22 protein-coding genes are annotated in these 22670 nt (G+C 67.0%); 13 read left to right on the top strand and 9 right to left on the bottom strand.

From position 1 onward, the window contains the following. Window positions 1-75: 75 nt before the first annotated feature. A complete protein-coding gene (locus DIE04_RS28125; protein WP_124524189.1) occupies window positions 76-1611 on the bottom strand; it encodes a helix-turn-helix transcriptional regulator in 1536 nt (511 codons plus the stop codon). Window positions 1612-2005: 394 nt separating this feature from the next. On the opposite strand from DIE04_RS28125, the gene DIE04_RS29915 reads away from it, so the two are divergent. Genes DIE04_RS29915 through DIE04_RS28115 form a run of 3 tightly spaced genes read left to right on the top strand, consistent with a single transcriptional unit; the run spans window position 2006 to window position 2827 of the window. Further along, entirely contained in the window at window positions 2006-2170 is a 165-nt protein-coding gene (locus tag DIE04_RS29915; protein WP_167357956.1) for a hypothetical protein, read from the top strand. 59 nt (window positions 2171-2229) lie between these two features. Then, a complete protein-coding gene (locus DIE04_RS28120) occupies window positions 2230-2574 on the top strand; it encodes a BON domain-containing protein (protein ID WP_044849024.1) in 345 nt (114 codons plus the stop codon). Window positions 2575-2629: 55 nt separating this feature from the next. Next, complete coding sequence (locus tag DIE04_RS28115; protein ID WP_044849025.1) at window positions 2630-2827, top strand: CsbD family protein; 198 nt, start codon at window positions 2630-2632, stop codon at window positions 2825-2827. Window positions 2828-3054: 227 nt separating this feature from the next. Here the strand turns inward: DIE04_RS28115 and DIE04_RS28110 are convergent, their stop codons facing one another. Further along, window positions 3055-4083, bottom strand: coding sequence for a DUF1338 domain-containing protein (locus tag DIE04_RS28110; RefSeq protein WP_124489273.1), 1029 nt, complete (start codon window positions 4081-4083; stop codon window positions 3055-3057). A 227-nt stretch (window positions 4084-4310) separates the two neighbouring features. Between DIE04_RS28110 and DIE04_RS28105 the strand changes: the two genes are divergently transcribed. The 3 genes from DIE04_RS28105 (at window position 4311) to DIE04_RS28095 (ending at window position 8204) form a co-directional block, all read left to right on the top strand. Beyond that, window positions 4311-5264, top strand: a complete 954-nt coding sequence (locus tag DIE04_RS28105) for a LysR family transcriptional regulator (protein ID WP_124524190.1) — start codon at window positions 4311-4313, stop codon at window positions 5262-5264. A 463-nt stretch (window positions 5265-5727) separates the two neighbouring features. Next, window positions 5728-7356 (top strand): NADP-dependent glyceraldehyde-3-phosphate dehydrogenase, encoded by a 1629-nt coding sequence (locus tag DIE04_RS28100; RefSeq protein WP_124489272.1) that lies wholly within the window; start codon window positions 5728-5730, stop codon window positions 7354-7356. A gap of 524 nt (window positions 7357-7880) precedes the next feature. Continuing rightward, window positions 7881-8204 (top strand): DNA-binding protein, encoded by a 324-nt coding sequence (locus DIE04_RS28095; RefSeq protein ID WP_124489271.1) that lies wholly within the window; start codon window positions 7881-7883, stop codon window positions 8202-8204. Window positions 8205-8240: 36 nt separating this feature from the next. Here the strand turns inward: DIE04_RS28095 and DIE04_RS28090 are convergent, their stop codons facing one another. Continuing rightward, window positions 8241-9476: an NADH:flavin oxidoreductase/NADH oxidase family protein gene (locus tag DIE04_RS28090; RefSeq protein WP_124524191.1), complete on the bottom strand. Its 1236-nt coding sequence runs from the start codon at window positions 9474-9476 to the stop codon at window positions 8241-8243. 78 nt (window positions 9477-9554) lie between these two features. On the opposite strand from DIE04_RS28090, the gene DIE04_RS28085 reads away from it, so the two are divergent. Continuing rightward, window positions 9555-10022: a MerR family transcriptional regulator gene (locus DIE04_RS28085; protein ID WP_124489269.1), complete on the top strand. Its 468-nt coding sequence runs from the start codon at window positions 9555-9557 to the stop codon at window positions 10020-10022. A 190-nt stretch (window positions 10023-10212) separates the two neighbouring features. Beyond that, window positions 10213-10533 carry a DUF1330 domain-containing protein gene (locus DIE04_RS28080; protein WP_124489268.1) on the top strand — a complete coding sequence of 107 codons (321 nt, stop codon included), beginning with the start codon at window positions 10213-10215 and terminating at the stop codon, window positions 10531-10533. 24 nt (window positions 10534-10557) lie between these two features. Here DIE04_RS28080 and DIE04_RS28075 read toward each other — a convergent pair whose 3' ends face one another. Continuing rightward, window positions 10558-11394, bottom strand: coding sequence for an NAD(P)-dependent oxidoreductase (locus DIE04_RS28075; protein ID WP_124524192.1), 837 nt, complete (start codon window positions 11392-11394; stop codon window positions 10558-10560). A gap of 113 nt (window positions 11395-11507) precedes the next feature. On the opposite strand from DIE04_RS28075, the gene DIE04_RS28070 reads away from it, so the two are divergent. Then, window positions 11508-12611 (top strand): LacI family DNA-binding transcriptional regulator, encoded by a 1104-nt coding sequence (locus DIE04_RS28070; RefSeq protein WP_124489267.1) that lies wholly within the window; start codon window positions 11508-11510, stop codon window positions 12609-12611. A 171-nt stretch (window positions 12612-12782) separates the two neighbouring features. On the opposite strand, the gene DIE04_RS28065 is transcribed toward DIE04_RS28070, so the two are convergent. Further along, window positions 12783-14075, bottom strand: coding sequence for an MFS transporter (locus tag DIE04_RS28065; protein ID WP_044848352.1), 1293 nt, complete (start codon window positions 14073-14075; stop codon window positions 12783-12785). A gap of 341 nt (window positions 14076-14416) precedes the next feature. Between DIE04_RS28065 and DIE04_RS28060 the strand changes: the two genes are divergently transcribed. Both DIE04_RS28060 and DIE04_RS28055 read left to right on the top strand, forming a co-directional pair. Then, window positions 14417-15889: a DNA-3-methyladenine glycosylase 2 family protein gene (locus DIE04_RS28060; RefSeq protein WP_124524193.1), complete on the top strand. Its 1473-nt coding sequence runs from the start codon at window positions 14417-14419 to the stop codon at window positions 15887-15889. Next, entirely contained in the window at window positions 15886-16419 is a 534-nt protein-coding gene (locus tag DIE04_RS28055; protein ID WP_124524194.1) for a methylated-DNA--[protein]-cysteine S-methyltransferase, read from the top strand. Before DIE04_RS28060 ends, DIE04_RS28055 begins: the two co-directional genes overlap by 4 nt. Window positions 16420-16447: 28 nt before the next feature. On the opposite strand, the gene DIE04_RS28050 is transcribed toward DIE04_RS28055, so the two are convergent. After that, complete coding sequence (locus tag DIE04_RS28050) at window positions 16448-17266, bottom strand: helix-turn-helix domain-containing protein (protein WP_124524195.1); 819 nt, start codon at window positions 17264-17266, stop codon at window positions 16448-16450. Window positions 17267-17343: 77 nt separating this feature from the next. Here DIE04_RS28050 and panB point away from each other — a divergent pair, with 77 nt between their 5' ends. Next, window positions 17344-18195 (top strand): 3-methyl-2-oxobutanoate hydroxymethyltransferase, encoded by an 852-nt coding sequence (gene panB / locus DIE04_RS28045; RefSeq protein WP_044848348.1) that lies wholly within the window; start codon window positions 17344-17346, stop codon window positions 18193-18195. Window positions 18196-18214: 19 nt separating this feature from the next. On the opposite strand, the gene DIE04_RS28040 is transcribed toward panB, so the two are convergent. Next, window positions 18215-18706, bottom strand: a complete 492-nt coding sequence (locus DIE04_RS28040; RefSeq protein WP_124524196.1) for an Lrp/AsnC family transcriptional regulator — start codon at window positions 18704-18706, stop codon at window positions 18215-18217. Between the two features lie 156 nt (window positions 18707-18862). On the opposite strand from DIE04_RS28040, the gene glmS reads away from it, so the two are divergent. Next, window positions 18863-20692: a glutamine--fructose-6-phosphate transaminase (isomerizing) gene (gene glmS, locus DIE04_RS28035; RefSeq protein ID WP_124524197.1), complete on the top strand. Its 1830-nt coding sequence runs from the start codon at window positions 18863-18865 to the stop codon at window positions 20690-20692. A gap of 147 nt (window positions 20693-20839) precedes the next feature. Here the strand turns inward: glmS and DIE04_RS28030 are convergent, their stop codons facing one another. Next, window positions 20840-21652: a hypothetical protein gene (locus tag DIE04_RS28030; protein WP_124524198.1), complete on the bottom strand. Its 813-nt coding sequence runs from the start codon at window positions 21650-21652 to the stop codon at window positions 20840-20842. A 158-nt stretch (window positions 21653-21810) separates the two neighbouring features. Next, window positions 21811-22626, bottom strand: a complete 816-nt coding sequence (locus tag DIE04_RS28025) for a helix-turn-helix domain-containing protein (protein WP_044848345.1) — start codon at window positions 22624-22626, stop codon at window positions 21811-21813. Window positions 22627-22670: the final 44 nt, after the last annotated feature.

Genomic DNA, 22670 nt, shown 5'->3' with positions numbered 1-22670 from the left:
CCGCGCGCGGCGCGCGGCAGATGCGGATGCACCAGCCTGCATGGTGCATTCGCACCGATGGCCCGACGGCCGGCGTCAGTTCTTGCCGTCCTTGTCGGCAGCTTTCTCGCCTCGCGCACCGTTCGCGTCGGACGTGCCGACAATCCCGCGCTCGCGCGCCCACACGATCGCCTCGCCGCGGCTATGCACGTCGAGCTTCGCGTAGATCGTCGCGACGTGATTGCGGACCGTGTTCGGCGCGAGCCCGAGACGGCCGGCGATCTCCTTGTCGGCGAGGCCGTGACACAGCAGGTCGAACACGTCGCGCTCGCGCGCGGTGAGGTCCGACAGCTGCGCGCCCGCGTCCGGCGCATTCGCGCGCCGCACGTTCGCCAGTTTTTCGATCAGCGTGCGGCTGAACCACGACGCATCCTGCATCGCGGTCTCGATCGCATAGACGAGTTCCATTTCGGTGCGCTTGCGATCGCTGATGTCGAGCAGCGCGATCAGCAGGCAATCCTGCCCGTGAATCGCGACCGGCTCGGCCGACACGACGCAATCGCGCACGTCGCCGTCGCGCGTCCGGATCTGCACATCTGCGTTGCGCACGTTGCCGTCGCGCGCGAGTTGCGTGTCGATGCACTGCCGTGCGCCGCGTTCGGCCCACAGGCCGATCTCGTCCGCGGACTTGCCGAGCAGGTCGTCGCGCGCATGGCCGGCCATCCCGACGAACGCATCGTTCACGTCGAGCAGCACGAAACCGTCGGCCGTGACGATCGCGGTCGCGACCGGCGCCATCCGGAACGCCTTCGCGAAGCGCTCCTCGCTCTGCCGCAGCGCGAGCTCGGCCTGCTTGCGCGGCTCGAGATCCATGAACGTGAACAGCATGCACGGCTCGCCGTTCATGTCGATCGGCTGCCCGGCGACCACCACCGCCTTCGTGCCGCCGTCCGCGCGCTTGAGCACGGCCTCCATCTGCGGGATCGTCGCGCCCTCGCCCAGCCGCTCGATCGCGAGTTCGCGCCGCTCGGCCTGTTCGAGCACGTCGAGTTCGTAGACGGAGCGGCCGAGCACGTCGTCGCGCGCATGGCCCGTCATCTCGAGGAAGCCTTGATTGACCTTCACGTAGCGCAGGTCGTCGAGCCGGCAGATCACGGCCGGCGCCGGGTTCGCGTTGAACGTGCGCTCGAAGCGGTCCTCGGCGCTCGCCCATTCGGTCGCATCGTGCAGCACGAGCGCGAGACAGTCGGGCTCGCCGGCCGCGTTCGTCAGCACGAGGCTGCGGATCCGGTGAACCCAGCTCACGTTCTCGTCGGCCGCCGATTCGACTTCGACCGTCACGTCGCTGAACTCCTCGCCCGCGATCACGCGGTCCATCGGATAGTGGCCGTCGCGCACCGGACGGTTGTTCCGGTAGCGCAGCCGGAAGCGCTCGCGATACTCGGTGACGTCCGCGCCGAGCGCGTCGAGCTCGGTCACGCCGTGCATCGCGAGCGCGGCCTCGTTCGCCCATACGATGCGCTGGTCGGGCTCGATGAGGATCACGCCCTCGGTGAGCCCCGCGATGATCTGATGCAGCTGGCGCCGGTCGGTATGCGACTTGAGCACCTGTTCGTTGACTCGTTCGTCCATTGATCGGTGGTCCACGTGGTCGATATTGTTGCCGGGCGGGTCGCCGCCGCGCCGATAAGCCCCGACATGTGCGGCCGGCGCGCGCCGCGATGATCGCGTGCGGTCGACGCGGTCGAGAGGCACGGATGCACCCTGCGCAATAGTACATTCGCATGCCGCGCCGCCTGCGTGCGCCGTCCCGCCAAGCGGCGCGCGGCGCGCCTCCCGCGTCTGTCGTCCCGCATCGCGCGTGTCACGACGCATTTCCCGTTCCCGCTTCCCCGTTCCGTCCCCGTGCAAACGCACTAGCCGATCCGGTGAATTTGCGCGATGCCCGCATGCGTTCGCGCCGGTACGCTGGTACTGCATCGGCGCTCACGCGCTGCCCTTCCATACCGCAGAGGAGGACCAACTGATGAAGCTGCATCAGACACCCGATCCGACGCGGCCCGAGCCGGCTCCGGACAATCCGCCCGAACCGTCGCCCGGCACCGATCCGCCGGTGCCGCTGCCGCCCGACGTGCCGCGTCCGGACATGCCGCCGCGCGAGCCCGGCTACGACACGCCGATCGCGCGATGACGCGCGGCGCGCCTGCACCGACTCGCCCATCCATCACGTCAATCGAAGGAGCACATCCCATGAACAAGACCTCGAACCTGTCGGCGTTGCTCGCCGTCAGCGCGGCGTTCCTGCTTTGCGCCGCCCCGCTCACGAACGCACAGGCGTCGTCGTCCGACGAAGGCATGAAGACGGAATCGAACCAGCCCGTGACCGACACGTGGATCACGACCAAGGTGAAGAGCGAACTCGCGACCACCGAGGGCGTGAAGAGTACGCACATCAGCGTGAAGACGGTCGACGGCGTCGTCACGCTGACGGGCGTGCTGCCGTCGAGGATCGCGGTGAAGAAGGCCGTCGCCGCGACGCGCTCGATCAAGGGCGTGAAGCACGTCGACGCAGCCGGCCTGAAGGCGAAGGCCTGAGCTATCACGCGGCCGCGTGCCGCACTTTTTTCTCCCCTTATGACAGGAGCGCATCATGAACGAGGACAAGATCAAGGGTCAATGGAAGCAGCTGACCGGCAAGATGAAGGCGAAGTGGGGCAAGCTGACCGACGATGACCTGAAGGTCGCCGAAGGCAACCGCGACTACCTCTCCGGCAGGATCCAGGAGCGTTACGGGATTGCGCGCGACGAAGCCGAGAAGCAGTTGAAGGAATTCGATCGCGAGCTGTAACGCGCCGGTCGTCTCACCCCGCCGCGGCGCATCCCGCGTCGCGGCCATGAAGAGGACAACGACATGGGCAAGTATCTGATCGCCTGGCTGCTCGGCGTACCGATCGGCGTGCTGCTGCTGTTCTATCTGGTGACGCACCTGTTCTGACGATCGCGGCGCCCATTCAACGCAAACGGGCCGGTGGCTATGCTCAGCCACCGGCCCGTTTTTTTCGTGCGGCGTCGCGCTTACTTCGCCGCGTTCGCCGTCATCTTGAAGATGCCCTGGGCGTTGCCCGCATCGAAACGCAGGTCCGTCACCCAGCGGCGCGCCGCCTGGTCGAACGTGCGACGGCGCGTGATGAACTCGTAGAACGAGCCCGGCACGTTGCGCTTCACCGTGCCGCCGTCGCGCGTGCGGAACTCGCGCTCGACGATGTCCGCGCGATACGCGGTCTGGAACACACGGCCCGAACGCGAGCGCTCGACTTCCGGCTTCATCGGCCGCCCCTTCGCCTTCTCGTCGTCGGACAGCTTGAACACGTCGGCCACGCGATCGGTCGCATGGTTGAACGCGTTGCCTTCGGTCGCGATCCACGCCATCTCGGCCGATTCGAGCAGCAGCGTTTCGTAGTCGAGTTCGTTCGGCAGGTCGTGCTGGCGCGCGAACGCACCGACGATCTCGGGCAGCAGCGCATGCGCAGCGTCGAGCGACAGCCAGCCTTCGCGCTCGATCTCCCACAGGAGCGCGACGGCCGCCGGCGACAGCGGATCGCGCGACGAACTCACGACGTTCGTCACGGCCTGCTGGAATTCCTTCGAGAAGCGCTCCGGATGCAGTTCGCTGACGAAGAACTGCGCGATCTCGTCCGGCGCGTCTTCGTGCGCATACGCGCGGCCGGTCATGCCGAGCTTGTCGAGCGGATAGCGGCCGTTCAGGCGGAAGCCGAGCGGACGCAGGATGCGCGTGAACGCGGCTTCGCCCGGCGGCAGCGCGCCCGTGTGCGGCCAGCGCACCGTGCGCAGCGCGCCGTGGTCGAAGTAGACCGAGCCGCCGTTTTCGATGGCATCGGCCGTATATGCGCGGCCGTTCGCCGAACGTTCGAGCAGCCCTTCGAACAGCGCCATGTTCATCGCCTGCGCGATTTCCGCGCGCGTGACGACGTCGGTTTCCCATTCGTCGAGGATGGCCGGCATGTTCAGGGTCGCGAACAGGGCGTCGGTCTTCGCCTGTCCCAGCAGCTTCGTCAGCAAGCTCTCGATATTCGGATTGCGCATCAGGATTCTCGTGTTCGGGGGACCGCCGGCAAACGTGCCGGCAACTCGATTGGCCGGCCGCCCAGCGGGCGCCTAGCCTTGCGTGGGATGCATTATTCAAAGGGTTGCAGCGGGGCGTAAAGCGAGATTAAATTGACACGTGATGAGTTTTTGGAATTATTCGCGGTCCCCACACGCGTCCGCCGGCCCGCCGCGGGCCGGTCCGTTCGTCAGACAAAACGAGCATCATGCGCAAATTCAAGATCCCCAACATGGGTGCGCTCGTGGCTTTCGAAGCCGCGGCGCGCCACGAGAGCTTCACGCACGCGGCCAAGGAGCTGTTCCTGACCGAAAGCGCGGTATCGCGGCAGATCGCGACGCTCGAGGCGAGCCTCGGCGTGCGACTGTTCGCGCGCGTGAAGCAGCGCGTCGTCCTGACGCGCGCCGGCAAGCTGTACGGCACGCAGGTGCGGCGCGCGCTGGAGGCGCTCGACCGCGACACGCTGTCGATCATCGCGCACGGCAGCGGCGGCGGCTACCTGGAACTCGCGGTGCTGCCGACCTTCGCGTCGCACTGGCTGATTCCGCGCATCAAGAGCTTCTACGACCGCACGCCGGACGTGCGCGTGAACATGGGCAGCCGCACCGACCTGTTCTCGTTCGAGGACACCCACTTCGAAGCCGCGATCCACTACGGCAAGCCGACCTGGCCCGGCACGTCGTCCGACTACCTGTTCGGCGAGGAAGTCGTGCCGATCTGCTCGCCGGCGCTGCTCGACGGGCCGGTCGAACGCGTCGAGGACCTGCTCGCGTATCCGCTGCTGCACTCCACCACGCGTCCCGGCGCGTGGGCGCAGTGGTTCGAGACGCACGGCGTCGAGGACATCCGCACGATGCAGGGCGTGCGCTATGAGCTGCACACGATGCTGATCAGCGCGGCCGCGGCCGGGCTCGGCGTCGCGCTGGTGCCGAAGTTCTTCGTCGAGGAACAGTTGCAGCAGCTCGGCCTCGTCGTGCCCTGCGACGCGGCGACGGTCGGCGATTCGGCGTACTACCTCGTGTATCCGACGGAGTTCAGCCACAGCAAGCCGCTGGAATCGTTTCGGGCGTGGCTGCTGGAACAGGCGAGCGCGTATGCGGCGCCGGGGCGGGACAGGGAGGACGATGACATGGATGCGAAGGACGACGAAGACGTCGAGTGATCGCGTCGCGTCACCGGAGGTCCGGTGCGCGCCGAGCCGGGCAACCCCGACCCGGCGCTCCGGGCAGCCGACCTCGCTTCGGCAGCGCGGCGGACCTTCTCTCTTTTCTTCACTGCGTCTGTTTTCTCTCAGGTTCCGGGCAATTTTTTCTTCGCCGCGCCGGGTCATTATCCGCTCAATGCGGCCGAAGTGAAACGTTTGCGTATGCACCGAGCGGCTTATACCAGCCATTCGGACACAATCCTTCAAATTGTTTACGCGTGGTGCGACAGCATTCGGCAAATCTTGCAATCGGCTCGGCGTTCCTTTTTAATGGAACTGGTTCCATTCCGCGTTTCGGCCATGCCGACGCGTGACGTCCCGTCGTCCGCGCGTCATCATGCCGATTCAGGATCGAGGATCGTTCAGCTCAGGATTCCGCATCGCCCGTCCTTACCGGACACCCCCGTCAAACGAGACCGTCATGCCCGATTCCGCTTCCCTGCAGCAGCTGTTTCCCGCCTATCAGGACATCCCCGCCGAGTTCCGGCTCGCAGCCCCCATCCACCAGCGCGTGTCGCTGGTCGACGGCGAGCTGCGTCCGTGGGACGGCACGACCAAGACCGTGCTGTCGCCCGTGTGCGTGCGCCAGCCGGACGGCAGCGTCGCGCAGATGGAGATCGGCAGCTATCCGGTGATGGGCGAGACGGAAAGCGACGCGGCGCTCGACGCCGCGGTGCGCGCGTACGACTCGGGCCGCGGCGAGTGGCCGACGATGAAGGTCGAGCAGCGCATCGCCTGCATGCAGGACTTCATCAAGCGGATGGTCGCGCAGCGCGAGCTGGTCGTGAACCTGATCATGTGGGAAATCGGCAAGAGCCTCGCCGATTCGCAGAAGGAGTTCGACCGCACCGTCACGTACATGACGCAGACGATCGACGCGCTGAAGGAGCTCGACAACGCGAACTCGCGCTTCGTGATCGCGGAAGGCACGATCGGCCAGATCCGCCGCACGCCGCTCGGCGTCGTGCTGTGCATGGGCCCGTACAACTATCCGCTGAACGAGACCTTCGCGACGCTGATCCCCGCGCTGCTGATGGGCAACACCGTGGTGTTCAAGCCGCCGCAGTACGGCACGCTGCTGTTCGAGCCGCTGCTCGAGGCGTTCCGCGACGCGTTCCCGAAAGGCGTGATCAACACGATCTACGCGCCGGGCGCGGTGGTCGTGCCGCACATGCTCGCGTCGGGCAAGATCAACGTGCTCGCGCTGATCGGTTCGAGCAAGGTCGCCGATCACCTGAAGAAGCAGCACCCGAAGTCGCACCGGCTGCGCGCGATCCTCGGCCTCGACGCGAAGAACGCGGCGATCGTGCTGCCCGACGCCGATCTCGACCTCACCGTGAAGGAGTGCCTGCTCGGCGCGCTGTCGTTCAACGGCCAGCGCTGTACCGCGCTGAAGATGCTGCTCGTGCACCGCTCGATCGTCGACGAATTCCTGAAACGCTTCACCGCCGCGCTCGAACAGCTGAAGATCGGCATGCCGTGGGAGAAAGGCGTGAGCATCACGCCGCTGCCGGGCATGCATCGCACCGCGTACATGACCGACGCGATCGACGACGCGAAGGCCAAGGGCGCGCAGGTCGTCAACCACTCGGGCGGCGAGTTCAGCAAGACGCTGTTCTACCCGGCCGTCGTGTATCCGGTGTCCGAAGGGATGAAGCTGTATCGCGAGGAGCAGTTCGGGCCGATCATTCCGGTCGCGACGTTCGACGACGTGGAAACCGCGCTCGATTACGTGACGACCTCGGAGCACGGCCAGCAGGTCAGCATCTTCGGTTCCGATCCGGCGCAGATCGGCGCGCTCGTCGATCCGCTCGTGAACCAGGTGTGCCGCGTGAACATCAACTGCCAGTGCCAGCGCGGGCCGGACGTGTTCCCGTTCGCCGGGCGCAAGGATTCGGCGGAAGGCACGCTGTCGGTGAGCGACGCGCTGCGCGCGTTCTCGATCCGCTCGATGGTCGCGGCGAAGCAGACCGACGGCAGCAAGCAGCTGCTCGATTCGATCGTGTCGGATCACTACTCGAAGTTCATCAACACCGGCTTCATCTTCTGAAGCGCTGAAGCCGGGACGGCGCGTCCGGCGGGCCGCGAAAAAAACGTCTCGGATATGAAACATCCGGCGCATGCGGCGCGCGCCTTCAACGCGCGGCGGGTGGCGGCGGGTGGCGTCGCGGCTCCCCGCACGAGACCGTCCCGAGGCCGCGGGGACGCCGCCGACGCCCATGCTCCGCGACCTTGCAGCGCTTCGTCGATCGACACACTCGACCGTTTTCAGCCCGGCGTTACGTTACATCGCTGAAGCATTTCGTCCGTCCGGCCCCTGTCGCGCGGCCGACCGCGATCGCGCGCGGCGGATGGGCGCCCTGCCCGCTTTTCCGTGCAAGCCAGTCCCGGCGGGACGCGATGACCGCTGCCGCGCCCCGCGTCAACAGTGCTCAACAATCGGATCGAGGGCTGGTACGGAACCTGCATTCGCATTGCAGTGACAGCCGCGCCGACGATCGGCGCGAACACGAACCCGGATCGGGACGTCCCCCGGATACGCCCGAACGATCCACGCAAGCTGCGAGGCACATCATGGATGCGCTGCCCAATTCGTCCGATACGTCGTTCCAGATCTTCCTCGCGAAACTGCTCGAACAGCCGCAGCCCGAATGGACGGAAAAGCAGCAGATGGAACTCGAGATGGCGCGCACGCTGTCGACCCGGATGGTCAGCTACGCGGAAGCCATGCGCGGCGGCAGCGCGGATCTCGCGCACTGCCTCGTACTGCTGCGCTACGCGAAGGTCCTCGACTTCATGCTGACGTCGCTCGCCGCGCACCGCGACATTCATCCGCAGACGCTGCGCACGCTGTTCCGGCTCGCGAACCTGAAGGTCGACGACGCGTATCCGGTGTGAGCGGGCCTCGGGCAGCCCGACGCGCCGCGTGCGCGGCTAGCGCACCGCCCGCCCCGCCATCCACTTGCGGTACCGCCGCGTCTGACACTGCGCGGCGAGTTGCTGCGACACCAGCGCGCGCAGCGGCGACACGCCCGGATGCGTGCGCCGCCCGACGCTCAACCGGGCGAGCTGGAACTTCACGACGGCCATGTTCGCCAGCGCGCCCAGCGCCTTGTTCTTCCATCGGATCGGCTGCAGCGCCGGCGCGCTGTCCTTGCCGGCCTGCCAGTCGCGCGGCAGGTTCGGCTCGATCGACAGCGCGGTCGCGATGCCGACCATCGCCACGCCGCTCGCGACCACCTGCTCGGCCACCGCGCGACGCCGGATCCCGCCCGTGACCATGAGCGGCATCGCCGCGACGGCCGTGATGTCCCGTGCGAATTCGAGGAAATACGCTTCGCGGGCCAGCGTGCGTCCGTCGCGCGCCTCGCCCTGCATCGCCGGCACTTCGTAGCTGCCGCCCGACAGTTCGACGAGATCGACGCCCAGCGGATTCAGCAGTTCGACGACGCGCTTCGCGTCGTCCGCACTGAAGCCGCCGCGCTGGAAATCTGCCGAATTCAGCTTGACCGACACGACGAACGCCGGCGATACCGTCGCACGCACCGCGCGCACGATGTCGAGCAGCAACCGCGCGCGGTGCTCGATGCTGCCGCCCCACGCGTCCTGCCGGCGGTTCGTCAGCGGCGACAGGAACTGGCTCAGCAGGTAACCGTGCGCCGCGTGGATCTGCACGCCGGTGAAGCCGCTTTGCTCGGCGAGCTGCGCGGCGCGCACGAAGCGCTGCTGCACGTCGGCGATGTCGGCTTCCGTCATCTCCTTCGGCACCGGAAACTGCTTCGACAGCGCGCCGAGCGCGAGCGGCACGGCCGACGGCGCGATCGTCGTCTGGCCGAGCGCCGCCTGCATCTGGCGCCCCGGATGGTTGATCTGCATCCACACGTGCGCGCCGCCGGAGCGCGCGACCTGCGCCCATCGCCGGAAGCGGTCGAGATGCGCGTCGCTGTCGAGCACGACGCCGTTCGGCCCCGTCATCGCGCGGCCGTCCACCATCACGTTGCCGGTCAGGATCAGGCCCGCCCGGCCGTCGGCCCACGCCTGGTACAGGCGCAGCAACGCGTCGGACGGCGCGTGATCCGCATCGGCCATGTTCTCTTCCATCGCGGCCTTCGCGAGCCGGTTCGGGATCACCGCGCCATTGGGCAGCGTGAGGGGCGCAAACAGGTTCATGGTGGACTTCCTCGATTGACGATGCCCAACCATAACTTTAAAGTCAGCTTCAAGGTCAAGCCCCTCTGGAGCACGAGCATGAAAATCGGCGAGCTGGCGCGCACCAGCGGCATCGCGGCGTCGCGCATCCGGTTCTACGAAGCGAGCGGCCTGCTCGAACCGGCGCGCCGGCAGGCGAACGGCTATCGCGAATACGGGCCGGAAGCGCTGACGCGGCTCGCGATCATCGACCGCGCGCAGCGCGCGGGCTTTGCGCTCGACGAGATCCGCGCGGTGCTGCCGCCCGATCTCGGCGCATGGCCGCGCGACGAACTGCTGGAGGCGTTGCGGCACAAGGTCGACGAAATCGCGCTGCTCGAGCAGCGGCTCGCGCAGAACCGGCGCAACCTGCAGACGCTGATCGACGAGATCGCGAACAAGCCCGCCGGCGAGGATTGCGCGGGCGCCGCGCAACGCATGCTCGACAAGCTGTGCAAGGAGGAAGCCGAGTCGGTGCCGGCGCCTGCGCCGGTGGCGCACCCTCGGCCGATGCGCAAGCGCGCGTAGGCGCGGCGAGCGCACGCGTGCGCCGGGTCTTGCGGTGTGATTCACGCACGGCGGCCCGTGCGCACGGCTGCGCGGATTTGCTTACGTCGGAGGTAATCGACGCGCGCCGCGTGCGCATGGATCATGGCTTCACCGATCAACGACGAACGATCGACGATCGACGCATCGCATCGACACCCCGGAGCCTGCCATGACCGCCTACGCCATCGCCCACCTGCACGACGTTCACATGTGCGACGACATCGTCGAATACCTCGAACGCATCGACGGCACGCTCGCGCCGTTCGACGGCCGTTTCGTCATTCACGGCGCGCGGCCCGACGTGCGCGAAGGCGAGTGGCGCGGCGACCTGATCGCGATCGCGTTTCCCGATCTCGATACGGCGCGCGCGTGGTACGAATCGGACGCGTACCGGCAGATCCAGCCGCTGCGCGCGCGGCACGCGAGCGGCCCGTTGATCCTGATCGACGGCGTGGACGAGCGGCACAAGGCGACCGACATCCTGCGCTGATCGACGTGCGCGAGCCCGCCTCGCTTACTTCGCGTTGCGCTCCATCGGCTCGCCGACGACGAACCCGCCGCCCTGGAAGCGTTGCGCGGGATCGTCGTACTCGGCGCTCGGCGCCGTCACCGGGAACAGCCCGGCGAACTGCTCGGAACTGTCCTGCGGCCGGAAGCCGAGGAAGCCGGCCTTCGTGTTGTCCCACCACTTCACCGGGTTGTCCGACACGCCGTAGACGATCGCGTGCCCGACGCGGTTCGTCAGCAGCGAGCAGCGCACGAGCTCGATGAAGTCGCGATAGCTGAGGAACGTCACGAGCATGCGCGGGTTCTTCGGCACTTCGAACGACGAGCCGATCCGCAGGCACACCGTCTCGATCCCGAAGCGGTCGAAGTAGTAGCGCGACAGCGACTCGCCGAAGCACTTCGTCACGCCATACAGGCTGTCCGGACGCTGCGGCGAATCGGCATCGAGCACTTCCGTGACCGGATGGAACCCGATCGCATGGTTCGAGCTCGCGAACACGACGCGCTTCACGCCGTGCTTGCGCGCGGCTTCGTACAGGTTGTACGTGCCGGTGATGTTTGCATCGACGAGATCGTCGAACGGCGCGTCGACCGAAATGCCGCCGAGGTGGACGATCGCATCGACACCGTCGACGAGTGCCATCACCGCCGGCCGGTCGGCCAGGTCGACGACCCGGGTTTCTTCGTGCGGGGCGGCGTCGCCCAGCGCGGCGATGTCGCTCACGCGCACGACGTCGGCCCAGTTCGCCAGCGCGCCGCGCACCTGACGGCCGAGATTGCCGGCCGCGCCGGTCAGCAGCAGGCGCCCGAACGGCTTGCGTGCGCCGGTGGATGTGGCGTTCATCGAATCTCCTTGAATCTGTTCTGAGGTGTCCTGGACGTTGCCCGAAACCGGCGGAGCCGGCAAACGATCGGAAAACGTTTTCCAACTATACGCGGGGAAAAAGCCGAACGTCAATGGTTGAACCTGTTCGCACCCATCCGCACTTTCCCGATATCGTCCGGCGGCCGGACGCCGGCTTTTTCTGCCACAATCCGGTGCAATCGAACGAAAACGTTACCCTTCCGATGAAAAAAGTTTCCCCGACGATCCGCGACGTGGCCGCGGAAGCCGGCGTGTCGGTCGCGACGGTCTCCAAGTACGTGAACGGCACGCAGCGCTTTTCGCCGACCGTCGAAGCGCGGCTCAAGGAAGCGATCGAACGACTCGGCTACCGTTCGAACCCGCTCGCGCGCTCGATGATCACCGGGCGCACGCGCACCATCGGCCTCGTGATCCTCGACATCAGCAATCCGCACTTCACGAACGTCGTCAAGGGCGCGAACCGCGTCGCGCTCCAGCACGACTACACGCTGCTGCTCGTCGATACCGAGGAGAACCAGGCGCGCGAACGCTCGCTGATCGAGGCGCTCGCGCAGCGCGTCGACGGGCTGATCGTCAGCACGCGGATGCCCGACGACCAGGCCGGCTGGATGCTCGACCTGCACAAGCCGCTCGTGCTGCTGCGGCGCAGCCCCGGCCTGCCGATTCCGAGCGTCGGCATCGACAACCGGCTCGCCACCTACATGCTCGCGCGTCACCTGCTCAATCTCGGCCATACGCGCATCGCGTACCTCGGCTTCGGGCCCGCGCGCGTGAACGACGAACGGATCCAGGGCGCGCGCGACTGTCTCGCGGAAGCGGGGCTCACGCTCGACGTGCACGACGCGCACGCGCCGACCGCCGAAGCCGGCGAGCGCGCATGCTCGCGCGTGATGCTCGGGCCGCAGCGTCCGCAGGCCGTGATCTGCTACAACGACCTGATCGCGCTCGGCTTCATGAAGGAAGCGGCGTCGCTCGGGTTCCGGCTGCCGCAGGACGTGTCGGTTGCCGGCGTCGACAACGTGCCGTACGGCGCATACGCGGCGCCCGCGCTGACCACCATCGACATCCAGAGCGAAAACATGGGCGAGCTCGCGATGCAGAAGCTGATCGACGCGCTCGCCGGGCGTACCGAGGCAAGCTATTCGACGTTCGAGCCGCGGCTGATCATGCGCGCGTCGACGGCCGCGGTGGGTTGAAGCGCGCATCGCGTTCGATATCCGCTGTATCGCTGCTTCGGCGTATCGTTGATTCGTTGATTCGTTGATTCGTTGATTCGTTGATTCGTTGATTCGTCGCTTCGTCGCTTCGTCGCTTCGCAAACAAAAACGCGCCGCCTCCGGGCGGCGCGTTCGTTTGCCGTCACGCGATCACGCGTCGAGCTTCGCGGGCTTCATCTTCGGCGTGAGCATGTGCATGATCGCCAGCGCGAGCAGGTAGGCCAGCGCGCCGATCGCGAACAGCACCCAGTAGTGGCCCGTGCGTTGCAGCACCTGGCCGATCACTTCCGAGAACAGCACGCCGCCGATCGAGCCGGCCATCCCGCCGATGCCGACCACCGACGCGACCGCGCGGCGCGGGAACAGGTCGGACGCCGTCGTGAACAGGTTCGCCGACCAGCCCTGGTGCGCGGCGGCCGCGAGACCGACGATCAGCACCGCGATCCACAGGCTCTGCACCTGCGACACGAACGCGATCGGCAGCACGCAGCACGCGCAGAACAGCATCGCCGTCTTGCGCGCGCCGTTCACGCTCCAGCCCGCGCGCAGCAACGCCGACGACAGCCAGCCGCCGCCGATGCTGCCGACCGTCGTCAGCGCATAGATGCACACGAGCGGCAGGCCGATATGCTGCATGTCCATCCCGCGCGACTCGTTGAGCCACTTCGGCAGCCAGAACAGATAGAACCACCACACCGGGTCGGTCAGGAACTTGCCGATCAGGAACGCCCACGTCTCGCGCTTGCGGATCAGTTCGCCCCAGCGCGGCGCGCCGGCATCCGCGTTCGCCGCGTCGAGCGCTTCGGCTTCATCGCGCGGCTCGTCGTATTCCGCGGCGAGCGCGCGCGTGTCGGCCGTGCGATACATCACCAGCCACACCGCGAGCCACACGATGCCGATCGCGCCGATGATCACGAACGCCGCGCGCCACCCGTAGGCCACCGCGATCGCGGGGATGATCGCCGGCGCGAACACCGCGCCGATGTTCGCGCCCGAGTTGAAGATGCCGGTGGCGAGCGCGCGTTCGCGGCGCGGAAACCATTCGGCCGTCGTCTTGATCGCGGCCGGGAAGTTGCCGCCCTCGCCGATCCCGAGCAGCGCGCGCACTGCCGCGAAGCCCGTCACGGAGCCGACCGCCGCATGCAGCATCGCCGCGATGCTCCACACCAGCATCGCGACCGCATACGAGATGCGCGTGCCGAGCCAGTCGACGATGCGCCCGAAGCCGAGCAGCCCGATCGCATAGAACGCGGAAAACGCCATCACGATGCGACCGTACTGCACCTGGCTCCAGCCGATGTCGTGCTGCAGCATCGGCGCGAGCAGGCCGAGGATCTGTCGATCCATGTAGTTGATGACGGTCGCGAAGAACAGCAGCGCACAAACGGTCCAGCGGTAGCGGCTGGCCGCGGTGCGCACGGCACCGACGACGGCGGATTGCATGAATGTCTCCGATACGCGGTCGCGCCCGTCGCGCCGCGGGATTGTGCTGTCCGTGACCGGCGACGGGCGCCGGGGCGGGCGGCGGCCACACCCCTTGCGTGGCACGGCCGCTCGTCCGTCGAGTTCTGGAAAACGTTTTTCAAAGGATAGGGCGTGGCCCGGTGCCGTGTCAGTCGGGGATTTCGATGAGTCATCTCAAAATTGGCCGCCCAAAAGAGATGACTGTTTCGCAGAGTGGCATTAACCGTTTTTCCGGGATTCTCCCGCGTGCGAAACGGGGCCACGACGCGGGATGGCGCGTCGATACACATGTCCGATTCCAGCCAGAATCGGCGGCGCGGATGGTTTACAGTCGTCGCATGCGCCTCGATCCCGACACCTGCTACGACGCCCTGCTTGCGCGGAACCGCCGCTTCGACGGCTGGTTCTTCGTCGGCGTGTCGACGACTGGCGTGTATTGCCGCCCCGTTTGCCCGGTGAAACCGCCGAAGGCGCGGAACTGCAGTTATTACCCGACCGCCGCGGCCGCCGAGAAAGCCGGCTTTCGCCCGTGCATGCGCTGCCGGCCCGAGCTCGCGCCCGGCCACGGGCTGCTCGACCTGTCCGGCAATCTCGCCGACGCGGCCGCCACGCTGATCGAGGACGGTTTCCTGAACGAGCATTCCGTCGACGCGCTCGCGCGGCGGGTCGGCGTGACCGAGCGCCACCTGCGCCGGATCTTCGCCGCGCAGTTCGGCGTGTCGCCGGTCGAGTTCGCGCAGACGCACCGGCTCTTGATGGCCAAGCGTCTCCTGACCGATACCGCGCTGCCGGTGGCGGTCGTTGCCTCGACCGCCGGATTCGGCAGCGTGCGACGCTTCAACGATTTGTTCCGCCAACGCTACGGCCTCAATCCGCTGCGTTTGCGCAAGGGCGCCGGCCCATCCGCCGGTGGCGACATGACCTTTCCGCTGCCGTACCGGCCGCCGTTCGCGTGGCCCGAGTTGATGCAATTTCTCGCGCAGCGGCGGATCGGCGGCGTCGAGCGGATCGACGCGCACGGCTATGCGCGCGTCGTCGCGCTGCCGAACGGCAACGGCGACGCGCATCTGACGGGCTGGCTGTCCGTCACGCACGTGCCGCAGCGGTTTGCGCTCGCGGTGACCGTATCGCCCGCGCTGACGCCCGTCGTACCGGCCGTGCTCGCGCGCGTGCGGCGGCTGTTCGATCTCGACAGCCGCCCCGACGTGATCGACGCGCATCTCGGCGCACTCGCGAGCGGCTCGCCCGGCTTGCGCGTGCCCGGCGCGTTCGACGGACTCGAGATCGCGATCCGTGCAATCGCGGGCGAACGACTGGCGGCGACGCAGGCTGGTGAGGTGCTGGCGCGTGTGGCCGAACGCTTCGGCACGCGGGTCGACCACGCGCCGCCGGGGCTCACGCATGTATTGCCTTCGGCAGTAACGCTGGCGAGTGTGCCGCCGGCGGCGCTCGAAGCAACCGGCGTGACGCGTGATGCGGCGCAGGCGATCGTGTCGCTGGCACGTGCGGTCGCCGACGGCACGCTCGCGCTCGAACCGATGGCGCCGCTCGATGCGACGCTCCGCGCGTTGCGCGCGCTGCCCGGCTTCGACGAATGCGCGGTGCAGTACGTCGCGATGCGTGCGATGGCCTGGCCGAACGCGTTTCCCGCCGACGACGCGTGGCTTGCTCCGCGCGCCGCCGCCGAGCGTTTGCACATCGCATCATCCGCGCCACACGCGGCGCACTGGGCGCCGTGGCGCGCGTATGCCGCACTGCATGTGTGGCGCCTTCATGGAGAAGCTTCGCGATGACGCATGCTCATCTGATTCCGAGCCCGCTGGGCGACATCGCCATCCGTATCGAGGACGATGCGCTCACAGGCCTTTTTTTCGTCGGCCAGAAATACTATCCGTCGCTGGCGATCGCGCCGGACGCGGACGTACGCGGCGCGTCGCCGCTCGCGCGCAAGGTGGCCGACGAAGTCGCCGAATATTTCACCGGCACGCGCGAAACCTTCTCGGTGCCGATTCATCTGCGCGGCACCGCGTTTCAGCGCAGCGTGTGGAAGGAACTGCTCGCGATTCCGTTCGGCGAACTCGTGTCGTACGGCGACATCACCGAACGCGTCGGGCTGCCGATGAGCGCGGCGCGTGCCGTCGGCGGCGCGGTTGGCCGCAACCCTGTGTCGATCATGGTGCCGTGCCATCGCGTGATCGGCGCGTCGGGCAGCCTGACCGGTTACGCAGGCGGCATCGAACGCAAACGCGCGTTGTTGTCGCTCGAAGGCGCCGGGTTCGCGCGCGGGGAACGTCATCCGATGCAGCAGTCGCTGGCGTTCTGAATGAAGATCCGCGGCGCGCGTTGCCGCGTCACGCGCTCAGCGCCGGCCGACGCGCCTCACGCTTCGCATACGCGCCGGGCGTCACGTTGAACTTCGCCTGAAACAGCGCGATGAACGCCGACGTCGAGTCGTAGCCCAGTTGTGCGGCCACCGCGCCGATCGGCTCGCCCGCATCGAGCAGCGGCAGCGCCGCGAGCAGCCGCACGGCCTGCCGCCACTCGGTGAACGACAGCCCCGTGTCCTGCCGGAACAGACGCGACAGCGTGCGCCGTGTCGCACCGACCTGACGGCCCCATTCGTCCAGACTGCGCGTGTCGCCCGGATGCGCATGCAAGGCACGCGCGATTTTGAGCAGACGCGAATCGTGCGGCAGCGGCACCGTCAGCGGCGCGGGCCGCATCCGCGCGATCCGGTCGGCGATCAGGCACACGAGCGCACCGTCCGGCCCCGACTCGTCGTAGTTCACCGGCAACTCGCCGGTCGCGATCACCAGCTCGCGCAACAGCGGCGTCATGCAGAGGATCATGCAATCGTCGGCGGCATCGTCGCGCGCGATCGCATCGTCGAGATACAGGCTGTGGAACGCGACGCAATCGCGCGTCGACACCGCGTGCGGCACGTGCGGCGGAATCCACATCGCATAGTGCGGCGGCAGCAGGTGCCGGCCCGACGGCGTCGATACCTCCAGCACGCCGCTCGTCGCATACATCAGCTGGGCCCACGGGTGACTATGCGCGTCGACGCTCGCGTTGCCGGGAATCCCGAACGCGCGCACGAACAGCGGCCTCGGCAGGCGCGCCATCGGCGGCACCGCGTACGGATCACCCGATTGTCCCGCCAGCGACATAAGACGTCCTCCGAAGGTCATTGCATGCACGATCGCGATGCTACCGTAACGACTCTTCTTTCTCACGGCTTCCGTTCATGAGCGCGCATACCCGCACCACCCGCAAGACCGTCACCGCGATCCGCGCGACGAAAGGCATCGGCAGCCTCGTCTCGCTCACCGCCTATTCCGCACCGATGGCGAAGCTCGTCGACGAAGTGGCCGACGTGATCATCGTCGGCGACTCCGTCGGCATGGTGCTGTACGGCATGCCCGATACGCTGCGCGTCACGCTCGACATGATGAGCGCGCACGGCGCGGCAGTCGTGCGTGGCACCGCGCAGGCGTGCGTCGTCGTCGATCTGCCGTTTTCGACGTATCAGGAATCGCCCGCGCAAGCGTATCGCTCCGCCGCGCGGCTGCTCGCAGAAACCGGCGCGCAAGGCGTCAAGCTCGAAGGCGGCAGCGAGATGGCCGACACGATCCGCTTCCTGACGGAGCGCGGCATTCCGGTGATGGCGCACGTCGGCCTCATGCCGCAGCAGGCCAATGCGACCGGCGGCTTCCGCGCGCAGGGGATGGACCCGCGCTCGGCCGCGCAGGTGTTCGACGCCGCGTGCGCGGCCGAGCGGGCCGGCGCGTTCAGCGTCGTCGTCGAGGGCACCGCGGAAGCGCTCGCGCGCCATCTGACCGAAACACTGTCGATCCCGACCATCGGCATCGGCGCATCGCCCGCATGCGACGGGCAGGTGCTCGTGACCGAGGACATGATCGGCGCATTCGATGCGTACACGCCGCGCTTCGTGAAGCGCTACGCCGATGCGAACGCGGTGATGCGCGACGCGATCCGCCAGTACGCGCACGACGTGCGGCAGCGCGTGTTTCCCGAGCCGGCGCACTGCTTCGGGTACGGCAAGCCGCTGCAACTCGCGGCAGCCGCCGCGGCGTGACAGCTGCGCTTACGCAGGACTACGCACGCTTGCGCATCGCATGCGCGACCCGCGCGTTCGCCTCGAACTTCGCACGATGCGTCGAGAAGAACGTCCGCACGTTGCGCACGTTCGATGCGCCGGTGAACAGCCGCCGCGCGAACGCGTCGTATTCGGCGACGTCGGCCAGGTCGGCCACCACCACGAAATCCGGCCCCGGCGACACGCGGTAGCACTGCGTGACCGCCGGCTCCGCGCACACGTAGGTTTCGAACGCGTCGTAGTCTTCGGCCGTCTGCCGGTCGAGGCTGATCTCGATCAACGCCGTGACCGGCGTGCCGATCGCGACCGGATCGAGCACCGCGAACTGGCGGCGGATCACGCCCGCTTCCGTCAGCCGCCGCACGCGACGCATGCAGGTCGGCGGCGACGACAGCGCGCGCTCGGCGAGTTGCAGGTTCGACACCGATGCGTCGTCCTGCAGGATCGCGAGAATGCGCAGGTCGAGATCGTCGAGCGTGATGCCGGCCATGGACGGCTCCTTCCGGTCAGGGTGTGAAATTTAATTTCAACATGATAGACGATCGCCTGTCTGTTTCATCTATTGATGTATTTTGAAATTTAATTCCATTCATGCGCCTCTACCATCGCTGTCACGGGTCCAGACAGGACATTTACGGAGCGCGCTATGTGTGGAATTGTCGGGGCGGTTGCCCAGCGGGACATCCTGCCGAACCTCGTCGACGGGCTGAAGCGGCTCGAATACCGCGGCTACGACTCGTGCGGCGTCGTGGTCTATCGCGATCGTGCGCTGGCCCGCGCGCGCAGCGTCGACCGCGTCGCCAACCTGCAGCGCGAGATCGCCGGGCATGCGCTGTCGGGCTACACCGGTATTGCGCATACGCGCTGGGCGACGCACGGCGCGCCCGTCACGCTCAATGCGCATCCGCACTTCTCGCCGAGCGACGACAACGCGCGCATCGCGCTGTCGCACAACGGGATCATCGAGAACTGCGATCAGCTGCGCGCGGAACTGCAGGCGCATGGTTATGTGTTCGCGAGCCAGACCGACAGCGAGGCAATCGCGCACCTGATCGATCACCTGTACGACGGCGACCTGTTCGACGCGGTGCGCCGCGCGGTCGCGCGACTGCGCGGCAGCTACGCGATCGCGGTGATGTGCCGCGACGAGCCGCACCGGATCGTCGGTGCGCGCGACGGGATGCCGCTCGTCGTCGGTGTCGGGGATGGCGAGAATTTCCTGGCGTCGGATGCGATCGCGTTGTCGGGCATCACCGATCGGATCGCTTACCTCGAGAACGGTGACGTTGCCGATATCCAGCTGCATCGCTACTGGATCGTCGATGCGGCCGGCCAGCGCGTCGAGCGTGCGGTGCAGCGGGTGGCCGCGCATAGCGGCGCGGCCGACCTCGGATCGTATCGCTATTACATGCAGAAGGAGATCTTCGAGCAGCCGCAGGCGGTGGCCGATACGCTGCTCGATGTCGGGTCGATCATGCCGGAGCTGTTCGGCGACGGCGCGTGGCGCGCGTTCAACGACGTCGATTCGGTGTTGCTGCTCGCGTGCGGCGGCAGCTATCACGCAGCGCTGACCGCGAAGTACTGGATCGAGAGCATCGCGAAGCTGCCGGCGAGTGTCGAGATCGCGAGCGAGTTCCGGTATCGCGACAGCGTGCCGAATCCGCGCACGCTGGTCGTCGCGGTGTCGCAGAGCGGCGAGACGGCTGACGTGCTCGGGGCCGTGCACGTCGCGAAGCAGCGCGGAATGCTGCACACGCTCGCGATCTGCAACGTCGCGACGAGTGCGCTGATGCGCGAATGCGCGCTGCAGTTCGTCACACGTGCGGGGATCGAGATCGGGGTGGCGTCGACGAAGGCTTTTACGACGCAGCTCGTGGCGTTGTTCTTGCTGACGTTGTCACTGGCGCAGGTGCGCGGGCGGTTGAGCGACGACGAGGAGAAGGCGCATCTGCGCGCGCTGCGGCATCTGCCCGATGCGATGTCGAAGGTGCTCGCGCTGGAGCCGCAGATCATGGGCTGGTCGGAGCTGCTCGCGCGACGCGACAACATGCTGTTTCTCGGACGCGGAATGCATTATCCGATCGCGCTCGAAGGCGCGCTGAAGATGAAGGAGATTTCGTATATCCACGCGGAGGCTTATCCCGCCGGGGAGTTGAAGCATGGGCCGCTGGCGTTGGTCAGTAACGAAATGCCCGTGATTGCGGTGGCGCCGAATGACGTGCTGCTCGAAAAGCTCAGGTCGAACATGCATGAAGTCAGCGCGCGGAACGGCAGGCTTTTCGTGTTCGCGGATGTGGACTGCGGGTTGGTGCCGAGTGAGGGGATCGAGGTGATTCGACTCAATGAGTACTACGGGCCGCTGTCGCCGATCCTGCATACGGTGCCGATGCAGTTGCTCGCCTATCACGCGGCGTTGGCACGGGGGACGGATATTGATAAGCCGAGGAATCTGGCCAAGTCGGTGACGGTGGAGTGAGGGGATATCGCGGAGGGCCGGGCTTTGCCGACCGGAAACCGACCGCACCACAATCGCACGCAATCGCGCAGACGACCGGCGCCGAAGCACGCGACATGCGTGCCCCCGCAAGCCGGTCGGCATCACCGCCCTGCACAGGAAAAAACCCTACTTCGACAACTTCAGCTTTTTCGCCAACACAACCCCGCTCGACGGACTCACCAGCGAGATCGCATTGATATCCATATGCACCCTGGAGATCCGGGTCGTAATGTCCGTCGGCTCGTCGATACTCGGATCGGCATGCTCGACTTGCTCGGTCAGATAAGGCCGAACCAGGCGCCCGGTAAAGACGAGCGCGAAGTCGCCATGCGCTTGAGCGTACACGGCAGGCGAAATCCGCATCCGGCTGCGAACCGTGGTCTTTTTCCCATGCCCGGAATCGAGTTCGATGATGTCGATCTGCTGGATGTACCCTTTCGCTTTCGCTTCGGGGGCGATCACGAGCCCTCGCCCTCGCGGCCCCTTCGTGACCTTCCGGAGCAGGACGCCCGTCCGGTCGCCGTGCTCCGCGTCGAACAGGTCGACGTCCAGCGTCAACAGGTGCCGCTGCGACCGGTACCTCAGCCCGTACTGCACCGGCACCACGAACGTCACGTCGCGATCCAGGCCGACGGCCGCCAGGTCGGGATTCGGGGCATACCGGTCGGTTGCGTCGGAGACCAGGCCGCGAACCCGGTCGCTCAAGGAAGGCGGCGCGGGGCTGACGTGCAGCTTCTTCAGGGCATTCCGAATGGCAGCCGGGTCGTCGCCGACGATCGGTCGTGCGGGCGACGCGTCGTGATCGGCAGCAGGCACGACGTGCGTCGTGCCGTCGACGGCCTCCGCCTCTGCATGCGCCGCGACGGGCGCCAGGATCATCGTCAAAGCGACGACGCACGCGAAGCTCGAACGCCCCAACTTGGATTTCCGATGAAACACGAAGGCTCCTGATTTTCTTGCGGATCGGTCAACGACGAGCACTATAGGGTGGAATGATAGGCAACGCATCCATTGTTTGAAATTCACCGATGCCCTGAGCGCCCCTTCGCCGGTTCATTGCCAGCCGAAAGCAGGCCAACGCCCGCTCATCCGCAACCTCACCCCTGCCGATCCTCCCGCCGATACTCCGCCGGCGCCTTCCCGACCAGCTTGCGAAAATCGCGCGTGAAATGCGCCTGGTCGAAATACCCCAACGCCTGCGCCAGTTCCGCGAGATCGACCGGCTCGCCGCCGGCGAGTTTGTCGGCCGCCTCATGCAGGCGATAACGACAGATCACCCACTTCGGCGTCACGCCCACATAGTCGGAAAAGAGTTGCTGCAGCGTGCGCTCGCTCAACCCCGCGCGCTCGGCCAGATCGCGCACCTGCGTGAGCCCGATATCCTGCTGCAGCATCTGCAAGATGCCATGAATACGTTCGACCTGCGGATCGGCCGGCGGCAGCACCCGCAACAGCAGCGCCTCCGCGGCCGCCACCATCCCGGCATCATCCTCGGCACCGAGCACGGCGTCTTCGGCTTGCGCGTCGCCGCAATCGAGCAGCGTCGACACCGGCAGCACCTTGTCGGTCGACAAATGCACCGGCTTGCCGAAGAACGCCCGAAACGCGCCCGGCCGGAACCGCAAGCCAATCACCCGCCCGGCCCCGGCCAACGTCGTCTCGAACGCCCCCGACACCACGCCGAAGATCCCCGTCCGCCGCCGGTCGAACACCAGATTCACGCACGGATACGGCAGCGTGCGCTGCACATACGGCGGCTGGTCGCGCAGATCCCATTCGACGATCCAGTGGTGATCCAGCACCCCGGCCAGGTCGGCACACGGGTAATAGCGATTCAGGCGGAAGCGCTGATTGAAGGCTTTCGGGCCGACGACGCCTTTGGGCGTCTCGGTCACGTTACGCAAGTCGGCCATGGTGACGAACCGTTGAGGTGACTGCGTGATGATGCACCGCCGCA

This window comes from Burkholderia sp. Bp8994 (assembly GCF_003853805.1).
Taxonomy (GTDB): Bacteria; Pseudomonadota; Gammaproteobacteria; order Burkholderiales; family Burkholderiaceae; genus Burkholderia.
The sequence above is the reverse complement of the archived record's forward strand: the minus strand, read 5'-3'. Positions and strand labels throughout refer to the sequence as shown.